The organism is Massilioclostridium coli (genome assembly GCF_900095865.1).
GTDB lineage: Bacteria > Bacillota > Clostridia > Oscillospirales > Ruminococcaceae > Massilioclostridium > Massilioclostridium facile.
Genome location: NZ_FMIZ01000007.1, coordinates 102,577 through 124,797 on the forward strand (window position 1 = coordinate 102,577; position 22,221 = coordinate 124,797).

23 protein-coding genes and 1 riboswitch are annotated in these 22,221 nt (G+C 36.9%); of the genes, 11 read left to right on the forward strand and 12 right to left on the reverse strand.

Features of this window, described 5'->3' with window-relative positions; all coding sequences use genetic code 11:
- The first annotated feature begins 261 nt into the window (after positions 1–261).
- From yaaA to BQ2683_RS05970, 4 genes are all read left to right on the forward strand, one after another.
- The gene (yaaA, locus tag BQ2683_RS05955) at positions 262–1,002 is read left to right on the forward strand and encodes a peroxide stress protein YaaA (RefSeq protein ID WP_069988112.1); all 741 of its coding nucleotides are present in this window, start codon (positions 262–264) and stop codon (positions 1,000–1,002) included.
- 11 nt (positions 1,003–1,013) lie between these two features.
- Positions 1,014–1,478 (forward strand): thioredoxin-dependent thiol peroxidase, encoded by a 465-nt coding sequence (bcp, locus tag BQ2683_RS05960; RefSeq protein WP_069988113.1) that lies wholly within the window; start codon positions 1,014–1,016, stop codon positions 1,476–1,478.
- Between the two features lie 112 nt (positions 1,479–1,590).
- A riboswitch (Fluoride riboswitch) is annotated at positions 1,591–1,662 on the forward strand.
- 49 nt (positions 1,663–1,711) lie between these two features.
- Complete coding sequence (locus BQ2683_RS05965; protein WP_069988114.1) at positions 1,712–2,917, forward strand: cation:proton antiporter; 1,206 nt, start codon at positions 1,712–1,714, stop codon at positions 2,915–2,917.
- 237 nt (positions 2,918–3,154) lie between these two features.
- A complete protein-coding gene (locus BQ2683_RS05970) occupies positions 3,155–3,625 on the forward strand; it encodes a low molecular weight protein-tyrosine-phosphatase (protein ID WP_069988115.1) in 471 nt (156 codons plus the stop codon).
- A 57-nt stretch (positions 3,626–3,682) separates the two neighbouring features.
- Here BQ2683_RS05970 and BQ2683_RS05975 read toward each other — a convergent pair whose 3' ends face one another.
- The 4 genes from BQ2683_RS05975 to BQ2683_RS05990 form a co-directional block, all read right to left on the reverse strand.
- A complete protein-coding gene (locus BQ2683_RS05975; RefSeq protein ID WP_069988116.1) occupies positions 3,683–3,919 on the reverse strand; it encodes a hypothetical protein in 237 nt (78 codons plus the stop codon).
- Positions 3,920–4,193: 274 nt separating this feature from the next.
- Positions 4,194–4,628, reverse strand: a complete 435-nt coding sequence (locus BQ2683_RS05980; RefSeq protein WP_069988117.1) for an ACT domain-containing protein — start codon at positions 4,626–4,628, stop codon at positions 4,194–4,196.
- Positions 4,629–4,651: 23 nt separating this feature from the next.
- Positions 4,652–5,953, reverse strand: a complete 1,302-nt coding sequence (locus BQ2683_RS05985) for a phenylacetate--CoA ligase family protein (protein ID WP_069988118.1) — start codon at positions 5,951–5,953, stop codon at positions 4,652–4,654.
- Positions 5,954–6,218: 265 nt separating this feature from the next.
- Positions 6,219–7,883 carry a ribulokinase gene (locus BQ2683_RS05990; RefSeq protein ID WP_069988119.1) on the reverse strand — a complete coding sequence of 555 codons (1,665 nt, stop codon included), beginning with the start codon at positions 7,881–7,883 and terminating at the stop codon, positions 6,219–6,221.
- A 243-nt stretch (positions 7,884–8,126) separates the two neighbouring features.
- On the opposite strand from BQ2683_RS05990, the gene BQ2683_RS05995 reads away from it, so the two are divergent.
- Positions 8,127–9,071: a polysaccharide deacetylase family protein gene (locus BQ2683_RS05995; protein WP_083256400.1), complete on the forward strand. Its 945-nt coding sequence runs from the start codon at positions 8,127–8,129 to the stop codon at positions 9,069–9,071.
- Positions 9,072–9,198: 127 nt separating this feature from the next.
- Here the strand turns inward: BQ2683_RS05995 and BQ2683_RS06000 are convergent, their stop codons facing one another.
- The 6 genes from BQ2683_RS06000 to BQ2683_RS06020 all read right to left on the reverse strand — a co-directional run bounded on the left by BQ2683_RS06000 (position 9,199) and on the right by BQ2683_RS06020 (position 14,803).
- Entirely contained in the window at positions 9,199–10,374 is a 1,176-nt protein-coding gene (locus BQ2683_RS06000; RefSeq protein WP_069988120.1) for an aspartate aminotransferase family protein, read from the reverse strand.
- A 16-nt stretch (positions 10,375–10,390) separates the two neighbouring features.
- A complete protein-coding gene (argB, locus tag BQ2683_RS06005; RefSeq protein ID WP_069988121.1) occupies positions 10,391–11,263 on the reverse strand; it encodes an acetylglutamate kinase in 873 nt (290 codons plus the stop codon).
- Between the two features lie 3 nt (positions 11,264–11,266).
- Positions 11,267–12,502, reverse strand: coding sequence for a bifunctional ornithine acetyltransferase/N-acetylglutamate synthase (gene argJ / locus BQ2683_RS06010; RefSeq protein WP_069988122.1), 1,236 nt, complete (start codon positions 12,500–12,502; stop codon positions 11,267–11,269).
- A 15-nt stretch (positions 12,503–12,517) separates the two neighbouring features.
- Positions 12,518–13,549: an N-acetyl-gamma-glutamyl-phosphate reductase gene (gene argC / locus BQ2683_RS06015; RefSeq protein ID WP_069989452.1), complete on the reverse strand. Its 1,032-nt coding sequence runs from the start codon at positions 13,547–13,549 to the stop codon at positions 12,518–12,520.
- 349 nt (positions 13,550–13,898) lie between these two features.
- Complete coding sequence (locus tag BQ2683_RS13370) at positions 13,899–14,075, reverse strand: hypothetical protein (protein WP_159427358.1); 177 nt, start codon at positions 14,073–14,075, stop codon at positions 13,899–13,901.
- A 338-nt stretch (positions 14,076–14,413) separates the two neighbouring features.
- Positions 14,414–14,803: a metal-dependent transcriptional regulator gene (locus BQ2683_RS06020; RefSeq protein ID WP_069988123.1), complete on the reverse strand. Its 390-nt coding sequence runs from the start codon at positions 14,801–14,803 to the stop codon at positions 14,414–14,416.
- A gap of 201 nt (positions 14,804–15,004) precedes the next feature.
- Here BQ2683_RS06020 and BQ2683_RS06025 point away from each other — a divergent pair, with 201 nt between their 5' ends.
- The 5 genes from BQ2683_RS06025 to hpf all read left to right on the forward strand — a co-directional run bounded on the left by BQ2683_RS06025 (position 15,005) and on the right by hpf (position 19,135).
- Positions 15,005–15,217, forward strand: coding sequence for a FeoA family protein (locus tag BQ2683_RS06025; protein WP_069988124.1), 213 nt, complete (start codon positions 15,005–15,007; stop codon positions 15,215–15,217).
- A gap of 25 nt (positions 15,218–15,242) precedes the next feature.
- The gene (locus BQ2683_RS06030; protein ID WP_069988125.1) at positions 15,243–15,464 is read left to right on the forward strand and encodes a FeoA family protein; all 222 of its coding nucleotides are present in this window, start codon (positions 15,243–15,245) and stop codon (positions 15,462–15,464) included.
- An 86-nt stretch (positions 15,465–15,550) separates the two neighbouring features.
- On the forward strand, positions 15,551–18,016 hold the full coding sequence (gene feoB / locus BQ2683_RS06035) for a ferrous iron transport protein B (RefSeq protein WP_069988126.1): 2,466 nt from the start codon (positions 15,551–15,553) through the stop codon (positions 18,014–18,016).
- A gap of 36 nt (positions 18,017–18,052) precedes the next feature.
- A complete protein-coding gene (locus BQ2683_RS06040; RefSeq protein ID WP_207725985.1) occupies positions 18,053–18,244 on the forward strand; it encodes a FeoB-associated Cys-rich membrane protein in 192 nt (63 codons plus the stop codon).
- Positions 18,245–18,589: 345 nt separating this feature from the next.
- Positions 18,590–19,135 (forward strand): ribosome hibernation-promoting factor, HPF/YfiA family, encoded by a 546-nt coding sequence (gene hpf, locus BQ2683_RS06045; RefSeq protein WP_069988127.1) that lies wholly within the window; start codon positions 18,590–18,592, stop codon positions 19,133–19,135.
- Between the two features lie 207 nt (positions 19,136–19,342).
- On the opposite strand, the gene BQ2683_RS06050 is transcribed toward hpf, so the two are convergent.
- Entirely contained in the window at positions 19,343–20,398 is a 1,056-nt protein-coding gene (locus BQ2683_RS06050; protein ID WP_069988128.1) for a lysylphosphatidylglycerol synthase transmembrane domain-containing protein, read from the reverse strand.
- Between the two features lie 310 nt (positions 20,399–20,708).
- Positions 20,709–20,897 carry a hypothetical protein gene (locus BQ2683_RS06055; RefSeq protein WP_069988129.1) on the reverse strand — a complete coding sequence of 63 codons (189 nt, stop codon included), beginning with the start codon at positions 20,895–20,897 and terminating at the stop codon, positions 20,709–20,711.
- A 219-nt stretch (positions 20,898–21,116) separates the two neighbouring features.
- Here BQ2683_RS06055 and BQ2683_RS06060 point away from each other — a divergent pair, with 219 nt between their 5' ends.
- Entirely contained in the window at positions 21,117–21,980 is an 864-nt protein-coding gene (locus tag BQ2683_RS06060; protein ID WP_069988130.1) for a pyridoxamine kinase, read from the forward strand.
- The last annotated feature ends 241 nt before the right edge of the window (positions 21,981–22,221 follow it).

A 22,221-nucleotide genomic window follows, 5' to 3' on the forward strand; every position in this document is an offset into this window, starting at 1 on the left:
TGCTTTCATAAAACAAAATGCCTGCTTTTATCAAGGAAAGCAAAAACTTTTTGTTGCGCATGTTGAGAGAAGAAAGAACGATATATTTGCAACGTGAAAAAGGTAAAGAATAGGAGTTTGTAGTGCAAGTGATATCAAAGATACTGGATAATTTTTCAGATACTGGTATTGCCGACGGTTCCTAATAGGATACTTGTTTTTATGTACTTGTCATTCCGCTCTTATTTGTGTTATACTGATTCCAGAATAGGGGGCAGATCAATGAAGATTATAATTTCTCCAGCCAAAAAAATGAAGCGGGATTTGGATTTTTTACCTCCTAACGGATTGCCAAAATATTTGGAAAAAACAGAACGGTTAAAGGAATATTTACAATCCCTATCCTACCAAGATTTAAAACAGCTTTTAAGTTGTAATGATCAAATAGCGCAGCAGAATTTTCAGCGTTATCAAAATATGGATTTGTTTCATCAATTGACGCCGGCAATCCTGGCCTATGAGGGGATTCAATATCAATATATGGCGCCTCAAGTGTTTGAAACGGATTATTTTCAGTATATCCAGGAGCACCTACGTATTTTATCTGGATTTTATGGGATTCTAAAACCGTTTGATGGGGTAGTACCTTATCGGTTGGAGATGCAGGCTAAGCTAAAAATAGATGGCTGTCATAATTTATATGAATATTGGGGAGATTCTTTGTATCAAACTTTAGCCCACAAAGATGATACCATATTAAACTTGGCATCGAAAGAATACAGTAAAATTGTTAAAAAATACCTTTCCCCTAGAATAAGATGGATTGACTGCACGTTTGGAGAGTGGGTTGATGGAAAAATTAAGGAGAAGGGTGTTTATGTAAAGATGGCAAGAGGGCAGATGGTGCGTTTTATGGCGGAACACAATCTGGAAGATGTAGAAGGTATCCAGAAATTTGACCGTTTAGGGTACCAATATCAGCCTGATTTATCTCAAAAAGACCATTTTATATTTTTGAAATAGGAGGAATAAGGATGTTAAATACAGGTGTGAAAGCCCCAGAAATTGTTTTACCAGATCAAAATGGGATAGAAGTAAAGTTATCTGATTTTTTAGGGAAAAAAGTAGTGGTATATTTTTATCCAAAAGACAATACCCCTGGATGTTCCAAACAGGCGGTAGCTTTTGCGGAACAATTTGAGGAATACCGAAAACGTGATATTGTCCTGATTGGAATCAGTAAGGATAGCCAAAAGTCCCATGTCCGTTTTATAGAAAAATACCAGCTTCCATTTATTTTGTTGTCCGACCCAGATTTAAAGGCGATTCAAGATTATGATGTGTGGCAGGAAAAGAAATTGTATGGTAAAGTAAGTATGGGGGTTGTCCGTACTACCTATTTGATTGATGAGCAGGGAATGATTCAACAGGTATGGAATAAGGTAAAACCTGACCAAAATGCCACTGAGATTTTATCCTATCTGGATGCTGAAAAATAATCATTAAAAGTAATCGGTTTTTATAGAGTTAGAATCTATTTAAATCATGCCTTTTCTACAATAAATTTTGATCAACCAAAAAAGGTTTACAAATTTTTAGTGATCCTGTATAATAAACTTCGGGAATGAAGTTCTCCCTTGGGAAACCAAAACCGCTGATCAGGCTGATGACTTCTGTGATTTTATTGGTCGCAGGAGGCATCAGCTTTTTGCGCCTAAAGGAGGAAATGATTATGTTAACATCACTCGCACTTATTTTTCTGGTAGGCTTATCGATGGCTGCGATCTGCCAAAAAATAAAATTGCCCCGTATCATCGGGATGTTGGTTACTGGTATTGTTTTGGGACCATATGTTTTGGATTTACTGGACCCATCTATTCTCTCTATATCATCAGAACTGCGGCAAATGGCACTTATCATTATTTTGCTGAAAGCAGGGCTTTCTTTGGATTTGGCAGACCTTAAAAAAGTGGGGCGTCCTGCTGTTATGATGTCGTTTGTACCAGCTAGTTTTGAGATACTCGCTTTTTTCTTGTTTGCTCCATATCTCCTTGGAGTTACAAGGATGGAAGCTGCTGTTATGGGCTCTGTCCTTGCCGCGGTATCCCCAGCGGTGGTTGTACCACGTATGGTCCAGCTTATGGATACGAAGTACGGTACTTCAAAAAGTATTCCTCAACTAGTGATGGCCGGTGCGTCTTGCGATGATATTTTTGTAATTGTATTGTTTTCAACATTTGTGAGTATGGCACAAGGGGGAAGTGCGCACCTAATGGATTTTTTGAGTATTCCAATTTCGATTGTACTCGGTATTATCTTAGGTGCTATCGTTGGATTTCTTCTTAGCTTGTTTTTTGAAACCGCATATGCCCATAAACATTGTGTGAGGAACAGCATGAAAGTTATCATTGTATTAGGGATATCGTTTTTATTGATGGCGATTGAAACCTGGACAAAAGGGATTGTTTCTATTTCTGGATTACTGGCAATCGTCAATATGGCATGCGTAGTGAAAATAAAGAGTATTGCTTCTGTTTCCAATAGGTTGTCTGAAAAATTTGGAAAACTGTGGATTGCAGCAGAAGTGATATTATTTGTGTTGGTAGGGGCTGCGGTTGACATCCGTTATACCATGGAAGCAGGTGTTGTTGCTATTGGAATGATATTGATTGCGCTTGTTTTTCGGTCGATCGGAGTATTTATCTGCCTGTTAAAAACACAGTTAAATGGAAAAGAACGCCTTTTCTGCATAATTGCGTATTTGCCAAAAGCAACGGTACAGGCTGCAATTGGTTCTGTTCCGCTTGCGATGGGATTGCCTTGTGGGAAGATAGTTCTTTCTGTGGCTGTTTTGGCAATTTTGATTACAGCGCCACTTGGAGCGTTGGGGATGGACTTTACTTATCAAAGATTGCTTCTCAAAGAAGAAAAATTTTAAAGCAGGATTTATTGAACAGCTATATCAGTAATCGAAATTGAATCTAATTGTATAGTAGAAACAGAGCGTAAAATATGCTATAATAAAACGAAATTACAATAATAATTCGTGTTACTTGAAGATAAGATAATTAAGTTTATAAACAAATTTATTTTTGTTCACATGAATCATTGAAAAGAAGTATTCAAATAAAAAAACAGGATGACTAAAAATACAGTCAATTAAGGAGGAATAAAAGTGGTAAGGGTAATGTTTATTTGTCACGGCAATATTTGTCGTTCCCCAATGGCCGAGTTTGTGTTTCGTGATATGGTGGAGAAAAAAGGGTTAGCATCCTCTTTTTTCATAGCTTCTTCCGCAACCAGTACAGAAGAAATCGGAAACCCAGTGCATCCTGGAACTAGGAAAAAATTGCGGGATTATGGGATTGACACCAGTGGAAAATATGCTGTTCAGCTGCGGTATAGTGATTATCAAAATTATGATTACCTAATTGTGATGGATGAATACAACATGATTAATATTACCCGTATTATTCCATCCGATCCACAACAAAAAATCCACAAATTACTGGATTTTACACAGCGGGGTGGAGATATTGCAGACCCTTGGTACACAGGAAATTTTGATGTTACCTATGATGATGTGTATGAAGGGTGTACTTGCTTGCTAGAACATATTTTACACCATGATGCCGCATTACTTTAAGAAATAAAAGATGAAGAAGGAGACTCCTTCTTCATCTTTTTTGCATCGTAAGGGATATTATTGTTTTTCAGCTAATAATGTTAAAGCGATTTCTTCATTAGAGTCACAAGAAATGCTAGTGATATCACTGAATGATATTATGCTTATTCCATCCTTTTTTCCGTAATCATCTAATTGTTCCACTGTAATAATAGTATCCTTTATTTCTGAGATAAAGCCTTGGATATCATAATTCCCACTTTCCAATAGTTCAATTGAAACTACTTTATGGTTTTCTTGGGCAAAACAAGCCAAATCAGCAACCAAGTTATTTGTTGTTAGATGGAACGGACAATGGTGCTGGTGGTGTAAAAGATATAGTTGATAAACTTTTTGCCCATACTTATCCGAGCTTTCAATTCGATAAATATTAATCCTTTTACAATTGCGAGAAGTTATTCATATATCTTGCTATATTCTTTAAAAGAAGTTATTTTGGTGTATTATTATAAAGTTGTAGTTTATAGGAAACGAGAACTGTGGAGCCACAGTTCTCGTTTTGTGATTCTATTTAATAATAGCTGAAAAATTATACCAATTCAGCTAGTTCATGTTGGCAGATTAATTTGACGCCATTTTGGGTTAAAATTTTAGCGGCCCCGTCGGTATCGTTAACGCGGAAGATCATATAAGCTTTATCCGCTTTTTTGATAGTAAAGGAATAGGAATATTCCAAATTAATTTGGTTTTCTCCTAAAATTTCGAGTATTTTCATCAGACTTCCCGGTTTGTTGGACATTTCAACTGCCAATACTGGAGTGATGGAGAATACATAGCCGGATTCTTTTAAAACACAGGCTGTTTTGTGCATATCATCAACAATAATACGCAAGATCCCAAAGTCCTCTGCATCTGCCAGAGATAGGGCACACATATTAATATTATTTTCATTTAATAACTTGGTAAATTCGGAAAGCTGTCCAGGTTTATTTTCCAAAAATACAGAGATTTGTTTCGCTGTCATAACGGTCTCTCTCCTTTTTCATTTTAATATAAGTTACGTTTGTCAATTACACGTACCGCTTTTCCCTCACTACGGGTAATTGTTTTTGGAGCAACCAGTTTTACGATGGCGTAAATGCCTAACATTGCTTTTAATGCATCTATCAATTCTTTTTCCCTTGCGGATACTTCTGAAAGGGCATCGGAGAACATTTCTGGTGTCATTTCCACCAAGACTTCCAGTTTATCGCTGTTATTTTCCCGGCTTACTATAATTTGGTAGTTTGCTGGATATCCTCTATTCAACAATACAGTTTCGATCTGGGATGGGAATACATTCACGCCTTTTACAATCAACATATCATCGCTGCGGCCCATTGGCTTGGTCATTTTTACATGGGTTCTGCCGCAAGGACATTTTTCATGGGACAATACACAAATATCACGAGTGCGGTAACGGATCAATGGAAATGCTTGTTTGGTAATACTGGTAAATACAAGTTCCCCTTTTTCACCATCTGGCAGGACTTCTCCTGTATTAGGATCAATTACTTCTGCGATAAAATGGTCCTCATTAATATGCATACCGGTTTGGGCTTCACATTCAAATGAAACTCCAGGTCCAGAAATTTCTGTTAAACCATAAATATCATATGCTTTAATATGTAATTTTTGCTCAATATCACGGCGCATTTCTTCTGTCCATGCTTCCGCGCCAAAAATACCTGCTTTTAATTTAATTTGATCCTGTAAGCCCCTTTCACAAATGCTTTCTGCCAGATAAGCGGCATAAGATGGAGTACAACACAAAATAGTAGAACCCAAATCACACATAAACTGAATCTGGCGTTCGGTATTGCCAGAAGACATTGGTAGAGTTAAGGAACCTACTTTATGGGAACCTCCATTTAATCCAGGGCCACCTGTAAATAACCCATATCCGTAACATACATGGACAACATCCTCTTTTGTGCCTCCGGCAGCCATAATGGCACGGGCACAGCAGTCTTCCCAAAGGTCAATATCATGTTGTGTGTAAAAAGCAACTACTCTTCTACCAGTAGTACCACTGGTAGATTGAATTCTGACACAATCCTCCAATGGGGTTGCCAGCAAACCATATGGATAGGCATCCCGCAAATCTTGTTTTGTAATAAATGGAAGTTTGTGTAGATCTTTAATTGATTGAATATCATCAGGAGTAATTCCTTTTTGTTCCATTAAATTCCGATAATAAGGGACGTTTTTATAAACGTGTTGAACGGTTTGAACCAAACGTTCATTTTGCCATGCAGTAATTTGTTCCCGAGAGGCGCATTCAATCTCAGGTTGGTAATAATTTGGCATGGTAATCATTCCTTTCATTTCAATATTTTATGTTTTGACCAATCGGTCCATTCGACTAGTTGTATTATAGCATTTTATGTGAAAAAGGTAAATCATTTTACAGTAAAAATCGACATTAAAATTTTGTTTATTTTGATGGGAATCAAATGGGACGAGATACCATATCCATAGATTATGGAGAAAGGAGGGGGATAAACATTAAACATTAACAGATAGTATAGATTTATAATAAAAAACAGGCAGAAAAACTGCCTGTTAGAAGAGATTATTTGTATTGCATTTTTATTTTTTTAAGCCGTTTCATTACTTGGTTTCCATCTTTGCCGAAATAATCATGAAGTTGTTGATATTCAGCAAAAAGGGAATCATATATAGTAGAATTTTTGAGGATTGGCTGGTAAACAACATCTTTTAGTTTCCCCAGTTTATGGGCAATTTGGTGAACATTATCATATCCAGTTCGTTTTGGATCAGCAGCTGCAATTCCAAAAATAGCACTACCCAATGCACCAGATTGTGGGCTGCCAGAAATATGGATAGGACGCTTACAGACATCCGCATATATTTGCATAGTCATAGGGTCTTTTTCCGCAATACCACCAGCTGCAATCAGATGATTCACTGGAACGCCAGCGGATTCAAATGCTTCTATAATTTGCCGTGTTCCATAAGCGGTTGCCTCAATTAAGGCGCGATAGATTTCTTCCGGTTTGGTGAGCAGTGTCATTCCTACAATAAGGCCACTTAAATCAAAGTCCATCAATACAGAACGGACGCCGTTCCACCAGTCAAGAGCAATTAATCCGCTTTCTCCAACCCGTAATTTTTCTGCCTTAGAACGCAGAAATTGATGGATATTTATTCCTTGCTTATTTGCCTGTTCATAGTAAGAAGCAGGCAAGCAATTCTTAACAAACCAAGAAAAATGGTCACCTACACAGCTTTGGCCAGCTTCATATCCGAAATATCCAGGAAGAATTCCATCTTTTACAATACCACAAGTACCCGGTACCCCCATTTCTTTCTCAGATAGCAACATATGACAGGTGGAAGTGCCCATAATCATTAACATTGTTCCAGGTCCATCAATTTTACACGCTGGGACGGATGCGTGGGCATCAATAATGCCAATTGCTACTGCTGTATCTGGGGAAAGTCCAGTCTTTTCAGCAACTTCTGATGTAATTGTTCCCGCGCAGCCTCCTAAAGGATGGATATCGGTACTCAGCTTTTCCTCTACCACAAATTCCATTTTAGGGTCAAGGGATTTGAAAAAGTCATGGGAAGGGTATCCATTTGTATGATGATATAACCCTTTGTATCCTGCGTTGCAAGCACTTCTGGCTTCTACGCCAGTTAACTGCCATACAATCCAGTCTCCAGCTTCTAAGATACGGTCACAGGCATCATACACTTCTGGCGCCTCTTTGACAATTTGCATAATTTTTGGAATCATCCATTCACTGGAAATTTTTCCACCATAAAGGGGAAGCCATGGTTCTTCCATTTTCTCTGCAGTTTGATTTAATTGGTCAGCATAGGGTTGCGCTGCATGGTGTTTCCATAACTTTACATATGCGTGAGGATTTTGTGCAAATTCTGGAAGGAAACATAGAGGGGTTCCATCTGCTTTAGTAGGAAGAATGGTACAAGAAGTAAAATCGACACCAATCCCTACAATATCTTTTGGATTGACCTGGGAAATCGTGATTACTTCCCGAATCGTAGCATACAAACCGTTTAAATAGTCCTGGGGATGTTGTAATGCCCAACTTTCCCCTAATTTTACCCCACATGGAAGTTCTGTTTCCATTACTTGATGGTCATAATCATAAATACTGGTTGCCAGCTCTTCGCCTGTGTGGATATCAATCAATAAGGTGCGTACAGATAGGGAACCATAGTCTAAACCAATTGCATATTTTGCCATGGTTTTTGACCTCCTTTTTCGGCTCTTTTTCATTTTATTATAACAGTCTTTGAAATAATCGTCAACGAAAAACAAACCGATTTTGTTTTTGTTTTTATAATAATATTGTGTATTTGTTATAATATTTTATTTCATATAAAAAAATTATAGGAATTTCATTGGAAAAAATGAGAATAATTTCTTTTTTTATCGACTAATTTATGATATAATAAAATTGTCAATCCAAATAGGAGTGAAGATAGAATGAAATTATTAACAAATCTGCAAAATAAAATGAAGCAGGGAATCCATTTAAAACATACAAAAATATCCTGGTACGCTTTGACAAGATTAATTTTATTTTTGATTTTAATTGTACTTGTGGTTACACTGGCTTGTACTTCTTGTGTGTCAAATTTACATAGCAAGTCTTTATCAAAACAATTAGCTGGATTGCAGGTGGATTTATCGGATACTCAAAAGGAGTTGGAAAAGTATTCAAAAGCCAATTTGTCAGAAGGCTTCCCTTATCAAACAAAATATCCTGACCTTTATGTGAAGGATGTTCAAGAGAAGAAAGATGCGGACCAAAAAGTCGTATATCTGACTTTTGATGATGGGCCATCGAAATATACCACCCAAACGTTGGATTTACTGGACCGTTACAATGTAAAAGCTACTTTTTTTGTCGTCAATTATGATTCGGACCAATCAACCCAACTTTACAAAGATATTGTGCAACGTGGTCATAGTTTGGGAATCCATACAGCAACCCATGAATATAAAACCATTTATGCGTCAGTCGATGATTATTTAGAGGATTTTAATACGATTTACCAACATTTAAAAACGGTTACTGGACAAGAACCTACATTATTCCGCTTTCCAGGCGGTAGTATTAACTCATATAATACGACGATTTATCGCCAGTTAATTGCCGAGATGCAGCGCCGTGGCTTTACCTATCACGATTGGAATGTGGACTCAGGGGATACTAAGAAAAATGCAACCCCTCAATCCATCCATGACAATGTAGTTTCCGCTGTAATGCAGAATAATAAATCTGTGGTACTGCTTCATGACAGTGATACAAAAGGAAACACAGCTCAGGCTTTGGAGAGTATTATTGTGGATTTACAAGCTGCTGGATATGAGTTCCGGGCACTTGATGATACCGTAAAACCATTTCATTTTACAGACCCAGAATAACAACTTGGAAAGATTACTTTAGAGAAATATTAATGGTATTTAACACAAAACAGGTATCCCTAGTTGGAATACCTGTTTTGTGTATTGTAGAAAATAAAAGTGTTTTGAGATAGCAATACGAAGATATTTATGATACAGTTAATACTTTTATTAAGATTTCTAGACCTTGTTCCAGCTCAGATTCAGTTATAGTCAATGGAGGAAGCAGACGGATTTTTTCCTTTGCGGTTAATACCATCAATCCATTTTGCATACATTCCACTGCAACTTCTCCAGCTTTCTTGTTTTTCAGGCTAATACCCAACATCAGACCCATTCCTGTAATACCAACAACTTCTGGAATATCCTGCAAGGATTTTCGGATAAGATGTCCTTTTTCTTTTACCTGCTGGAATAAGGAATCTGTCATATAGTCCATTACTACATTTGCCCCGGCGCATACAATCGGGTTTCCCCCAAATGTGGAGCCATGGTCTCCTGGTTTTAGAACAGAAGAATAAGCCTCGTCCATGAGAATTGCTCCAATTGGTAAACCTCCACCAAGACCCTTTGCCAGAGTTACAATATTGGGATGTATATCATATTGTTCACAGCATAATAAACTGCCAGTACGTCCCATTCCGGTTTGCACTTCATCTACAATAAAAGCAATATCGTTTTGTTTGCAGAGTTTTTCTACGGCTTTGATATAATCCTTTTCCATTGGGTTGACGCCGCCTTCCCCTTGGATCAATTCGCACATAATCCCACAAACAGAACCATCTAACTTTTCCTGTAAATCTGTAAGATTATTTGCTTTTGCGTATCGGAATCCTTCGGTAAAAGGGAAGAAATATTGGTGGAAATGTTCCTGCCCTGTTGCTTCTAGAGTAGCAATGGTACGACCATGAAAGGAATTCACCAATGTAATAATGGTAGAACGTCCGGATCCATATTTGTCATAGCTATATTTTCTTGCTATTTTAATAGCGCCTTCATTTGCCTCCGCTCCAGAATTGCCGAAAAAGACTTTGGAGAAACCAGTGCGGTTGATTAATTTTTCAGCTAATGTGATACAGGGCTCAGAATAGTATAAATTGGATACATGGTTTAAATTTTCCGCCTGTTTTGCAACAGCTGTATACCATTTTTGATTGCTGAATCCTAAAGAATTTACCCCAATTCCACTGGTAAAATCAATATAAAATTTATCTTGATAATCTTTACAGGTTGCGTTTGCCCCTTTTTCAATGCAGAGATCAAACCGTCCATAGGTGTTTGCGATATATTGTTTGTCTTTTTGTTTCAAGTCAATTGGATTCATCATAATCCCCCTTTTGTTATCCGATTAACATGGTTCCAATTCCTTCATTGGAGAATATTTCTATCAAAGCGGAATGTTGTACACGACCATCAATAATAAAAACTCGATCAACTCCACGACGGACAGCCTCCACACAGCAATCCACTTTTGGAATCATACCACCCGAAATAATCCCTTGCTTGGTTAAAGAAGGGACTTCACTTGCTTTTACAACAGGAATTAAGGTAGAATCATCATCTTTATCCCGCAATAAGCCACGAATATCAGTCATTAAAATCAGATTTTTAGCATGAAGGGCAGAAGCGATTTTAGAAGCGGCAGTATCTGCATTGACATTATAAACATTCCCTTCGTTATCTGTGGCAACAGTAGAAATAATTGGGATATAGCCACAGTTTAAGGTATCATTGATAATATCGGTATTTACCTCTACAATATCACCTACGTATCCTAAATCCTCTTCCGTATCCGCTTTTCTGGCAACTAACATTTTACCATCAATTCCACATAGTCCAATTGCTTTCCCTCCATGTTGAGAAAGCAGGCTTACTAAATCCTTATTTACTTTGCCTGCCAAAACCATCTGGACGATTTCAGCTGTTTCTTTATCTGTATACCTTAAACCATTGACAAAGCGGGATTCCTTTCCCACTCTTTTTAACATACCGCTGATTTCTGGACCACCACCATGCACGACAACTACTCGAATACCAACTAATGAGAGCAGTACAATGTCCCGCATAACAGAATCTTTTAACTGTTCGTCAATCATGGCATTCCCACCGTATTTGATGACAATGGTTTTATTGTAATATTTTTGAATATAGGGCAAGGCGTCAGTTAATACCTGCGCCTTTGCACTGTTTGAAATATCTTTAATCCGTTCCATGTTTTAGCTCCTGTATTCTCCATTGATTTTTACATATTCATAGGTTAAGTCGCATCCCCAAGCAGTAGCCTGTTGATCGCCATCGTGCATGTTGACAATAATCCGCACTTCATCCCCAGACAGGATAAAGTTTGCTTGTTCTTCTATAAATTCTACCCCACGTCCATTTTTACAGACCAGGATATCTTTGGTATGGTTGGCGAGTTTTACACTGATTTTATTGATGTCAAAATCGCCTTCCGTATAGCCGATCGCACAGAGGATACGTCCCCAGTTGGCATCTTCTCCAAACACAGCTGCTTTAAACAGGCTAGATGTAATCACAGATTTTGCTACTGCTTGTGCCAAAGATTCGGTAGGGGCATGGGTAACAACACATTCTATTAATTTGGTAGCGCCTTCTCCATCCGCTGCCAACACTTTGGAAAAATGCTGCAATACAACGTATAAACCGTTTAAAAACGCTTCGTAGTCCTCATTTTCCTCTGTAATTTCTGGATTACCAGCTTTGCAGTTGGTCATAATGGTCAAAGTATCATTGGTGGAAGTATCACCATCAACACTAATCATATTATAGGTACGGTCTACTACATATTTTAGTGCTTTTTGCAACATGGGCACACTGATGTTGACATCAGATGAGAGAAAACATAAAAGGGTCGCCATGTTAGGATGGATCATACCGCTTCCTTTTGCCATGCCACCAATATGGCATGGTACGCCGTGAACCATAAATTCGATAGCAAATTCTTTTGGGATGGTATCGGTTGTCATAATCGCTTTAGCTGCATTTAAATGGCCTGATTCCTCTAATTGATCGACTAGTTCAGGAATATGCTCTTGGATTGGTTCGATCGGAAGGATCTCCCCAATGACACCAGTGGAGGAAACAATCACATCTTCTGGTTTTACTTTCATAGCTTCTGCTGCTAGTTCACACATTTTCCATGCTTTTTCTTCCCCATCTACATTACAGGTGTTGGCATTGCCGCTATTCACAATAATTGCTTGTGCAATCCCGTTTTTCAAGTTTTTTTGGTCAATGATAATTGGGGCGCCTTTTACTTTATTTTGGGTATAACATCCAGCAGCGTGACATGGGACATCGGACAATACAGCACCAAGGTCTAATTTTGATTTGTTTTTCCGGATTCCACAGTGGACACCTGCAGCTTGAAATCCTTTTACAGCACAAATGCCACCTTCTATTACTTGATAGTTGCTAAATTTAATATCCATAATTTTCTCCTATTCTTAAAATGCTGGTGGGATAAAGTCTAATCCAGTATTTTCTGGTATCCCCATCAATAAGTTCATATTTTGGATTGCTTGGCCCGCTGCACCTTTTACCATATTGTCAATGGTAGAAACTACAATCAGGCGATTAGTACGGGGATCCAAATGGAGTGAAATATCACAGTAATTGGAGTATTTCACATTTTTTAAATTTGCAGTAGTACCTTTTGGCAGGACACGAACAAATTTTTCGGTTTGATAAAATTTTCTATATAGGCTGTGGATCTCTTCCAATGCCATTGGTTCAGTTAAATTGAGATACATTGTGGAAACAATCCCACGATTGACCGGTAATAGATGAGGGACAAAAGTAACCGTACAATTTTGTCCAGCCAGACCGGATAAAGTTTGCTCAATTTCAGGGGTATGACGGTGAGAAGCCACCTTATAAGGAGAAAATGCTTCATTGCAGTCAGGATAATGGGTTGTTTGGCTCAATCCTCTACCTGCACCAGTCACACCAGATTTGCTGTCAATAATAATGGAATTACAATCCACTTTTCCTGTTTGGATAATAGGAGCTAACCCCAAGCTAATACTGGTTGGGTAACATCCTGGGTTTGCTATTATTTTAATGTTGTCCGCTAATTTTCGGTGAAGTTCGGGAATAATATAGGCGGATAATTCATGTAATTCTGGTTTTTGATAACTAAGTTGATACCATTCTTCATAGTCCTTAGGGTCTGTTAAACGAAAGTCAGCCCCTAAATCAATCAAATATTTATTTTGTTCCACACATTTTTCTGCGATTAACTCGCTTAGTCCATGGGGAAGGGAAGCAAAAATAACGTCACTTTTTTGGATGGCGGTATCTTCATCACATAATACCATATTGCATGTTTGTGCAAAGTTTGGATAAACATCTTGTATATTTTGATGCTCAAAGCTAACAGAGCTAATAGCACTTACAGTAACATTTGGATGGGTGAGCAGCAATCTCAACAACTCTGCTCCTGCATATCCGGTTGCTCCAATAATTCCAACTTTCATTTTGTCCACTTGTTCCAACTCCTTTAATTTCTATTGAAGAGATTATCCACAATGATAAATGGATATTCTGTAATTTGTTAATTGAATATCCTTATTATATAGAACTAAAAAAGAAAATACAAGGTTTTTTTGCATAAATAGTGGATATTTATGAATATTTATGCAATATATTCGGGATGATACTGGTTTAAATAAAAATTTTATGCATTAATATACATTATAAAAAAGGAAAACAATCCGATAACAAAAGATGCTTTTATGGTTTTTATTCGATTTAATAAAAAGAGAAAACAAAAAGAAAGAAAAAATGGTGCGGAATTACCGCACCATTTTAAAAGGGAGAATGAGGTTATTTGATAAGGGAGGAAATGTCGTTTACAGCAGTTCCAACTGCACGCATAGCGTGTTCTGCTTTTTTCTTTATCTGTTTTGTTTTGTGGCGCTTTTTATTTGTCATCATATAAGCTGCCGCACCAGCAGCCAAACCAACACAAGCACCTGTTACTGCCGCGTTCATTTTCATCATGGGTTTTTAGCTTCCTTTCTATAATTATGATATCATTTAAGGAGGAGGTTTCAGCCATAAGCTGATGAAGAATTTGATTTCTTCTCCATTAGTATAACCGTTTTTTTCAAAAACAGAACTGGTTTTAAATGTAAATCGATTATGTTAAGCTTTTCAATTAATGGAGTATACCAATATTTTTGAAATTAGTATGGAATTGGAGTGTAAGCAATAAATCCAACAAATGTTTTAGATTGGAACATTTTGAAAACCAATAGAAAATTTATGTAAAAATTCTTCTTGATACAATAGAAAAATCTCCTGCTTACTTATTACAGGAGATTTATATGAAAGTTTGTTTATTCTTGTGAGGGAGAACCTTTTTCTCTTGTTTTTACATGATTTTTAATGGCGTCAAAACTTTTGGCACTGATAACATGCTCCATCCGACAAGCATCTGTCACAGCAGTTGTTTTATCCACTCCAAGACGAACAAGCCAATCAGAAAGCAACTGGTGGCGCTCGTACATGGTTTCTGCTATTTTCATCCCTTTTTCGGTTAAAGTAATGGCGCCATTTCCATCCATTACTAAATACCCATTTTCTCGGAGGTTTTTCATAGCAACACTAACACTTGGTTTGGAAAAATCAAGTTCGTTTGCAATATCAATTGATCGGACAGAACCATTGCGCTGGTGTAAGATTAAGATTGTTTCCAAATAATTTTCTGCGGATTCTTTAATTATCACTGAACTCACCTCCTTAGTCCGTATATTTTTAACAGTTTTATATTACTATTATAACATTTTCTTTCGTAATTTTTCAAGAATTAAAAAAATCTCTTGACATTTAAGTTAGCTGGTGCTAACATAGTGTTGGTTAGATTTATCTAACTTATGTTTTACCTTATAGCTGGTAAGTAACCAGTTAAAAATATAAAGGAGGATACCATGATGCCGTTGACTATGGTGGAGCCTGGAAAACCAATTTCGATTCAAAGGATTGGCGGAAAAGAGGAAATAAAACGTTTTTTAGAAAACCTAGGGTTTGTAGTAGGGAGTGATGTTACTATTATATCCAAAATTGGTGGCAATGTAATAGTAAATATTAAGAACTCCCGCGTAGCAATTAGTAAAGAAATGGCTAATAAAATTATGGTATAATCCATCCCGAAAGGAGAAAATAATAATGCAAACATTGCGTGATGCCAAATGTGGCGATACTGTTACTGTAGTAAAGCTACATGGGGAAGGTGCTGTAAAACGTCGTATTATGGATATGGGGATTACGAAAGGGGTAGAGATTTTAATTCGTAAAGTTGCTCCACTAGGAGACCCTGTAGAAGTAAATGTCCGTGGTTATGAATTATCTTTAAGGAAATCTGACGCAGAGATGATAGAGGTAAGATAACTCTGGCAGAAACAGCTGTTTCTGCTTTTTTCAGTGATTTAAGTTAGTGGTTTCTAACTAATTAGAAATGATAAGGAGGAACATAAATGTCAATTAAAATTGCGCTTGCTGGTAATCCAAACAGTGGTAAAACAACATTATTTAATGCGTTAACCGGTGCAAACCAGTTTGTTGGAAACTGGCCAGGTGTTACAGTAGAAAAAAAGGAAGGGAAATTAAAAGGGTATCGTGATGTCATTATTACCGACCTTCCCGGTATCTATTCCATTTCTCCCTATACATTGGAAGAGGTTGTCGCAAGGAATTATTTAATTCATGAACGACCAAATGCTATTTTGAATATTGTAGATGGTACCAATATTGAGCGCAACCTTTATTTATCTACTCAATTAATGGAAATGGGAATTCCAGTAGTCCTGGCTATTAACATGATGGATGTTGTCAAAAAAAGAGGAGATAAAATCAATATCCAGCAACTGAAAAAAGACCTTGGTTGCGAAGTAGTAGAAATCTCTGCGTTAAAAGGGACGGGAATTAAAGAAGCTGCGGACCAAGCTGTGAAATTAGCGCAAAGTAAAAAAAGAGCTGTTCCTGTACATAGATTTGATCCTATAGTAGAAGATGCTTTAAATGAAATTGAATCGTTCTTAACTGGCGTGGCAGAAGAACAAAAACGTTTTTATGCAATTAAACTGTTTGAACGGGATGAAAAAATCGTTGAGTTAATTTCAAAAGTGCCTGATGTGGAATCCATTATTAAAACGGTAGAAGAAAAAATGGATGATGATGCGGAAAGTATTATTACCAATGAGCGTTATCAATACATTTCTTCTATGATCAAACATTGTTATCACAAAAAGAGCGATGCGAAACTATCTACTTCCGATAAAATTGATAAGGTTGTTACCAACCGTTGGCTTGCATTGCCTATTTTTGCGGTAGTTATGTTTATTGTTTACTATATCTCTGTTTCTACAGTGGGAACATGGGCAACAGACTGGGCAAATGATGGATTGTTTGGAGATGGATTCCATCTGTTTGGGATTGGAAGTTCTTCTTATTCTGAGGTGTCGGAAGAATATGATGCAGCCAGTGCGCAAGTAGATGCTTATATCACTGCTGCGGAAGAAGCTGGCATTGATGTAGAGCCTCTTCAGGAAACATTGGAATCCGAGGAACCAGATCAATCCATTATTACTGCTTTTGCAACAGAGGCAGAACAAGCAAATATTATTGGGGAAAACGAAATCAGGAATGACGATGGTGAAATCGAGGAAGTACAAGAAGTAACTGCCTCCGATTTTGCTACAGCAGTAGAAATTGCGGAACCAGACCCAGCCGATTACGGAGTATGGGTGCCAGGTATTCCTGTGTTAGTACAATCCGGATTAGATGCAATCCATTGTGCTGACTGGCTGGAAGGCTTGATCTTAGATGGCATTGTAGCCGGTGTCGGTGCTGTATTGGGATTTGTGCCTCAGATGTTAGTGTTGTTCATTTTCTTGGCATTTTTGGAAGCTTGTGGATATATGGCACGTATTGCATTTATCATGGACCGTATTTTCCGAAAATTTGGTTTATCTGGAAAATCTTTTATCCCAATGCTAATTGGTACAGGATGTGGTGTTCCAGGTATTATGGCATCTAGGACAATAGAAAATGACCGTGACCGTAAAATGACTGTTATGACAACTACATTCATTCCATGTGGTGCAAAACTTCCTATCATCGCATTAATCGCAGGTGCTTTATTTGGTGGGGCATGGTGGGTAGCACCAAGTGCCTACTTTGTAGGGATTGCCGCTATTATCGTCTCTGGTATTATTTTGAAGAAAACAAAGATGTTTGCTGGAGATCCGGCTCCGTTTGTAATGGAACTTCCAGCTTACCATCTTCCAACAGTAGGTAATGTTTTACGTAGTATGTGGGAACGTGGCTGGTCCTTTATCAAAAAGGCTGGAACAATTATCCTGTTAGCAACTATTTTAGTTTGGTTTACTTCTAACTTTGGCTTTACAGATGGCGGATTTGGTATGGTATCCATGGATGATAGCATCCTAGCTGCAATCGGTAGCGCAATTGCCTGGATTTTTGCTCCTCTTGGTTGGGGAAATTGGCAGGCAGCAGTGGCAGCAATCACTGGCTTAATTGCAAAAGAGAATGTAGTAGGTACCTTTGGTGTATTGTATGGCGGATTTGATGAGGTAGCAGAAAATGGTTGGCAAATTTGGATGAATATGCAGGCTTCCTTCACTGCACTGTCCGCATATTCCTTCTTGGTATTCAACCTGTTATGTGCTCCTTGCTTTGCGGCAATCGGTGCAATCAAACGTGAAATGAACAGCGCAAAATGGACTTGGTTCGCAATTGGATATCAATGTATCTTCGCTTACCTAGTATCCATGTGCATTTATCAGATTGGTAGCCTATTTACTGGAAACTTTAATATTGTTGGTGTTATTGTTTCCTTTATTGTGGTTGCAGTATTCCTGTATCTCTTGTTCCGTCCTTACAAAGAAAGTAATTCCTTAAAAGCAAAAGTTCGTGTATAATAAGAATAAGGATTAATACAAAAAGGAGGAAGTCCATTGATTACATTTATCATAAATAATTGGTCTACCATTATAATCTCCTTGGTTTTATTGGCAGTTGTAGTTTTTATTGTGGTAAAATTGGTGAGGGATAAGAAAAAAGGAAAATCCTGCAGTAGTTGTGGTGGAAGTTGTGGAGGTTGCCCAGGCGCTTCTATGTGCCATCATTCTCATAACCATAAAGATTAGCTCTAAAAAACCTGCTAAAGGCAATCCCTTTAGCAGGTTTTTCTATAATTTTATATTGAAGATCATCAGCTTAAAATTGTTTGATTTCCTTTTAAAATAAATTGTAATTTTTACAATAAATAATCCATAATTAAAAAAATGATAAAAAAGAATAAACGGGTACAAGCAATAGTAAGAAAGGACAACTGCCTATAGATAAGATAGCAGCAAAAAAATTGCATTTTGTTTATGAATAATATATAAATATTTTCAAAAATATAGTGATTTTTAATTTGAAATATAGTATAATAAAAACATGGAATTAGTTAATTCCATGTATTCCAAAAATCAGGGAGGTTTTGATTTATGATCAACATTACAGCAAGAGGATTCGAACTAAAACAAGGTACCAAAGACGGAATTGACAAAGAACTCAAGCGAGTAGAGAAGATGCTCCCAGATACCGCATCCTTTGATGTAACTCTCTCTAAAACAGTAGAGGGCTACCAATGTGATATTACCGTCAAAAACACAGGAAGCTTTATCCGAGGTGAAGCTGTTGCAGAAAAAATTGAACCTAGCATTGATTACGCTGTTGATGATTTAAAACGCAAACTGAGAAAATTAAAAACCAGCCTTGTAGATAAAAAGAGGAAGTCTGGGATTGATATCTTAGCAACCGCAATGGATACATTGGAAGACAGCGAAGAAGATTTTGAAAATGAAGATTATCCATCCGCTGATATCAAGCGTACAAAACATTTTACTTTGCATATGATGACAGATGACGAGGCGATTGTACAAATGGAAATGCTGGGGCACTCTTTCTTTGTATACATGGGAGAAGAAGGAGAAACCAAGATTGTCTATGCGAGGAAAAAAGGATATGGTTTATTGATTTGTGACCAATAATAGTATCTATTAATAATAAAAAAGGCCGCTAAAACTAGCGGCCTTTTTTGATGAGATAACGAATAATTCTATTTTGTACTTACATGTGTTCGTAAAATAATTTACTACACCATTTTTTACCATAAAAACCCAGAGATAACATAGTAATTAGTTTGACACTGTGGTTAAGATTTCTGTTTTATAGGCATAAAATAGAAAAATATTACGTTAATCCTGTATAGATTGGGACGTAGATGCGAGGATTTCTTTTCGTTTTCCAAACAAATTTCTGGAGAAAAACATTCCACATAAAATTGGAAAATAAAAGGTAAATAAGCGCCATACTAATACAGCAGAACTTAATTTAGCCGCTGGGAAGAACATTCCAAATAACATAAAAAAGCTCAATTCCGCTCCACCAGCTGCTCCAGGTAAAGGAATGAAAGAGCTTGCCATCTGCACACAGGAGGCAGCAGCCATCATTGTAAAGATTGGAATAGATGGGACACCAAAACTAAACGCAATGGTAACCGGAACAAAAAAGAAAAATGATAATTGCAGAATAGTCATAATAAACATAATGCATAATCTTGTAATATTTTTTCGGATAATACGAAATCCATCATGAAAAGAATCTACTTCTCGGTCTACTATTTCTAATTTTTTCTCTAAATTTTTTAGCAAATGTAACTTTGCTAATAATCTACAAATACCATGCATTGCTTTTTTTGCAAAATTTTTGGTAAACCCTATCAACAATAATCCAATGGCTACTGCGGTGTTTAAGATAAACCCAAAAATAATCAGGTATTTAAAACCTTTTATTTGGGAGGCGAATTCTTTGTATTGAAAGCACAAAACGACAATGGAATAAACAGTAAGCCCTAATTGGTAAACAATAAACCGTACCAATAAAGAACTTGTTGCGTAACCAGCACCAAACCCAATTTTATTCATATGATAAATCTGCATAGGTTGGCCACCAGTAGCGGAAGGGGTAACACAATTAAAAAACTGTCCAATCATGGTTGTCTGGAATACCTGGCGATAAGGCAATTTTTGCGGGAAACACTTGGTTGCACAATGTACTATGGCAGCTTCGATTGCCCAGTACAAAACCATGCAAAGTGCCCCAGCAACCAACCATAACAATTTTGCGTTTTGGAATACAGCGATAATATTATCAATTCCATCGACAAAAAACATATAACATAGTAAGATAATCACAGTAATTGCAATAATAATACCATTAATAATATTTCCTTTATTTTTAGTTTTTTTCATAATACACCTTTTTCATCGTATTTTGCCAACACTCAGTATAAAGAAAAAATAAAAAAAATGCAATCATTTTTAGAAATTGTAATGAAAATGACAGAATTCATTTGTAAAAAACAGTTTAGGGATAAGCTGTGAAATATAAGGTTCAGAGAGTACAATTTATGGCTTCAATATTGGATAGCCAAGTATAAATAAAAAACTCCAGCTACCAATTTACTGTTGATCTCTGGAGTTATACAGTCCGATTTCTTTATTCATAATAACCAAATTTTGCAATATGGCCATTGATTACAGCCAGCAGACGGCTTTCAAATCAATTTGGGGGATACATTTCAATCCCTTCTGCATATTTTTTATGGGTATAGTTGATTGCCTCCATATATTCAATACGGTCATCTACTGTTTTTAATATACCTGTACGGATATCTGTTAATACAACCGCTTTATTAATTCCCATGGCGTATACTAAATCATTAATCGAAAAATACAAGCCGTCACTCATGCTGTTCACCTCTTCCTGTAATTTGCTTTTTTATTATTATATCACAGTAGTTATGTATCATCAATAAAAATAGTGGATTCCAGGCCGTTATAAAAAAATTGTTACAATTTGGTCATTGAATCCTAGATACTAGACTAGAATAAAAGATAATAATTGTTTGTTTGGGATAAATCAGGTATAATAATAGTATTCTATTTTGTAAAAGGTAAGGGGATTTTTATGTCGAAACAGACCATTCGGGTGGCGGCAATCCATGATTTATCTGGTTTTGGACGGTGCTCTTTATCGGTGATTTTACCAACTTTATCCGCAATGGGGATACAAGCCTGTGCAATTCCAACAGCAGTATTATCTACCCACACAGGTGGATTAGGCGACCCTGTTTTATGCGATTTAACGGATTATATCCAGCCAACATTACAGCATTATCAATCTTTGAAATTGGATTTTAATTGTATTTATAGTGGATTTTTAGGTTCTATTGATCAAATCGACCATTGTTTGGAATTTTTTTCAGCTTATAGGAGGGCATTGAAAGTTGTGGACCCCGTTATGGGGGACCATGGAAAAACATACCGTACTTATACACCTCAATTAGTGGCTAGGATGCAGGAGTTGGTAAAAGTAGCCGATGTTATTACACCAAATTTGACAGAGGCAGCTATTTTATTAAAAGAGGAATACCCAAACGCTCCAATGACAGTAAGCAGGTTAAAGAGTTGGCTAGTACGTCAAAGTGAACTGGGGCCAGAATATGTCTTAATTACTGGGGTAGCCATGGCAGATGGTCATCTTTCTAACGTGGGATATGATAGGAATAGAGGAGCTTTTTGGCGGGTTAACTGTGACTATGTTCCAGTAGATTATCCTGGTACAGGGGATATTTATGCTAGTGTGGTGGTGGGCTCTTTGCTGAATGGCGATAGTTTGCCTATTGCAATGGAACGTGCTACTAGGTTTTTAGAACTTGCTATTAAAACTACTTACAGTTATGGAACAGATAGCAGATATGGCGTTATGCTAGAACGTTCCCTACCATGGTTAATGGAACATCACTATTTAAAGGGATACGAAAAATTATAAAAAACAATATCTTTTCCATAGAGGATATATCATAAAAAGTGAGCCAGAAAAAGAACATCCCCTGTTGTAGTATAATGATATATCAAAAGGAAACTAGTGTATTTTATCGTGTGTTTATTACAAATAATACGAAAAATTACAGGATTTATTTGAAGTTTGTAGGATGGATATTACATAGTTCATGAACCATTTTCTATAATCACGAATAAATATTTTATCAAATCGTTAGTGAAAAATAAAT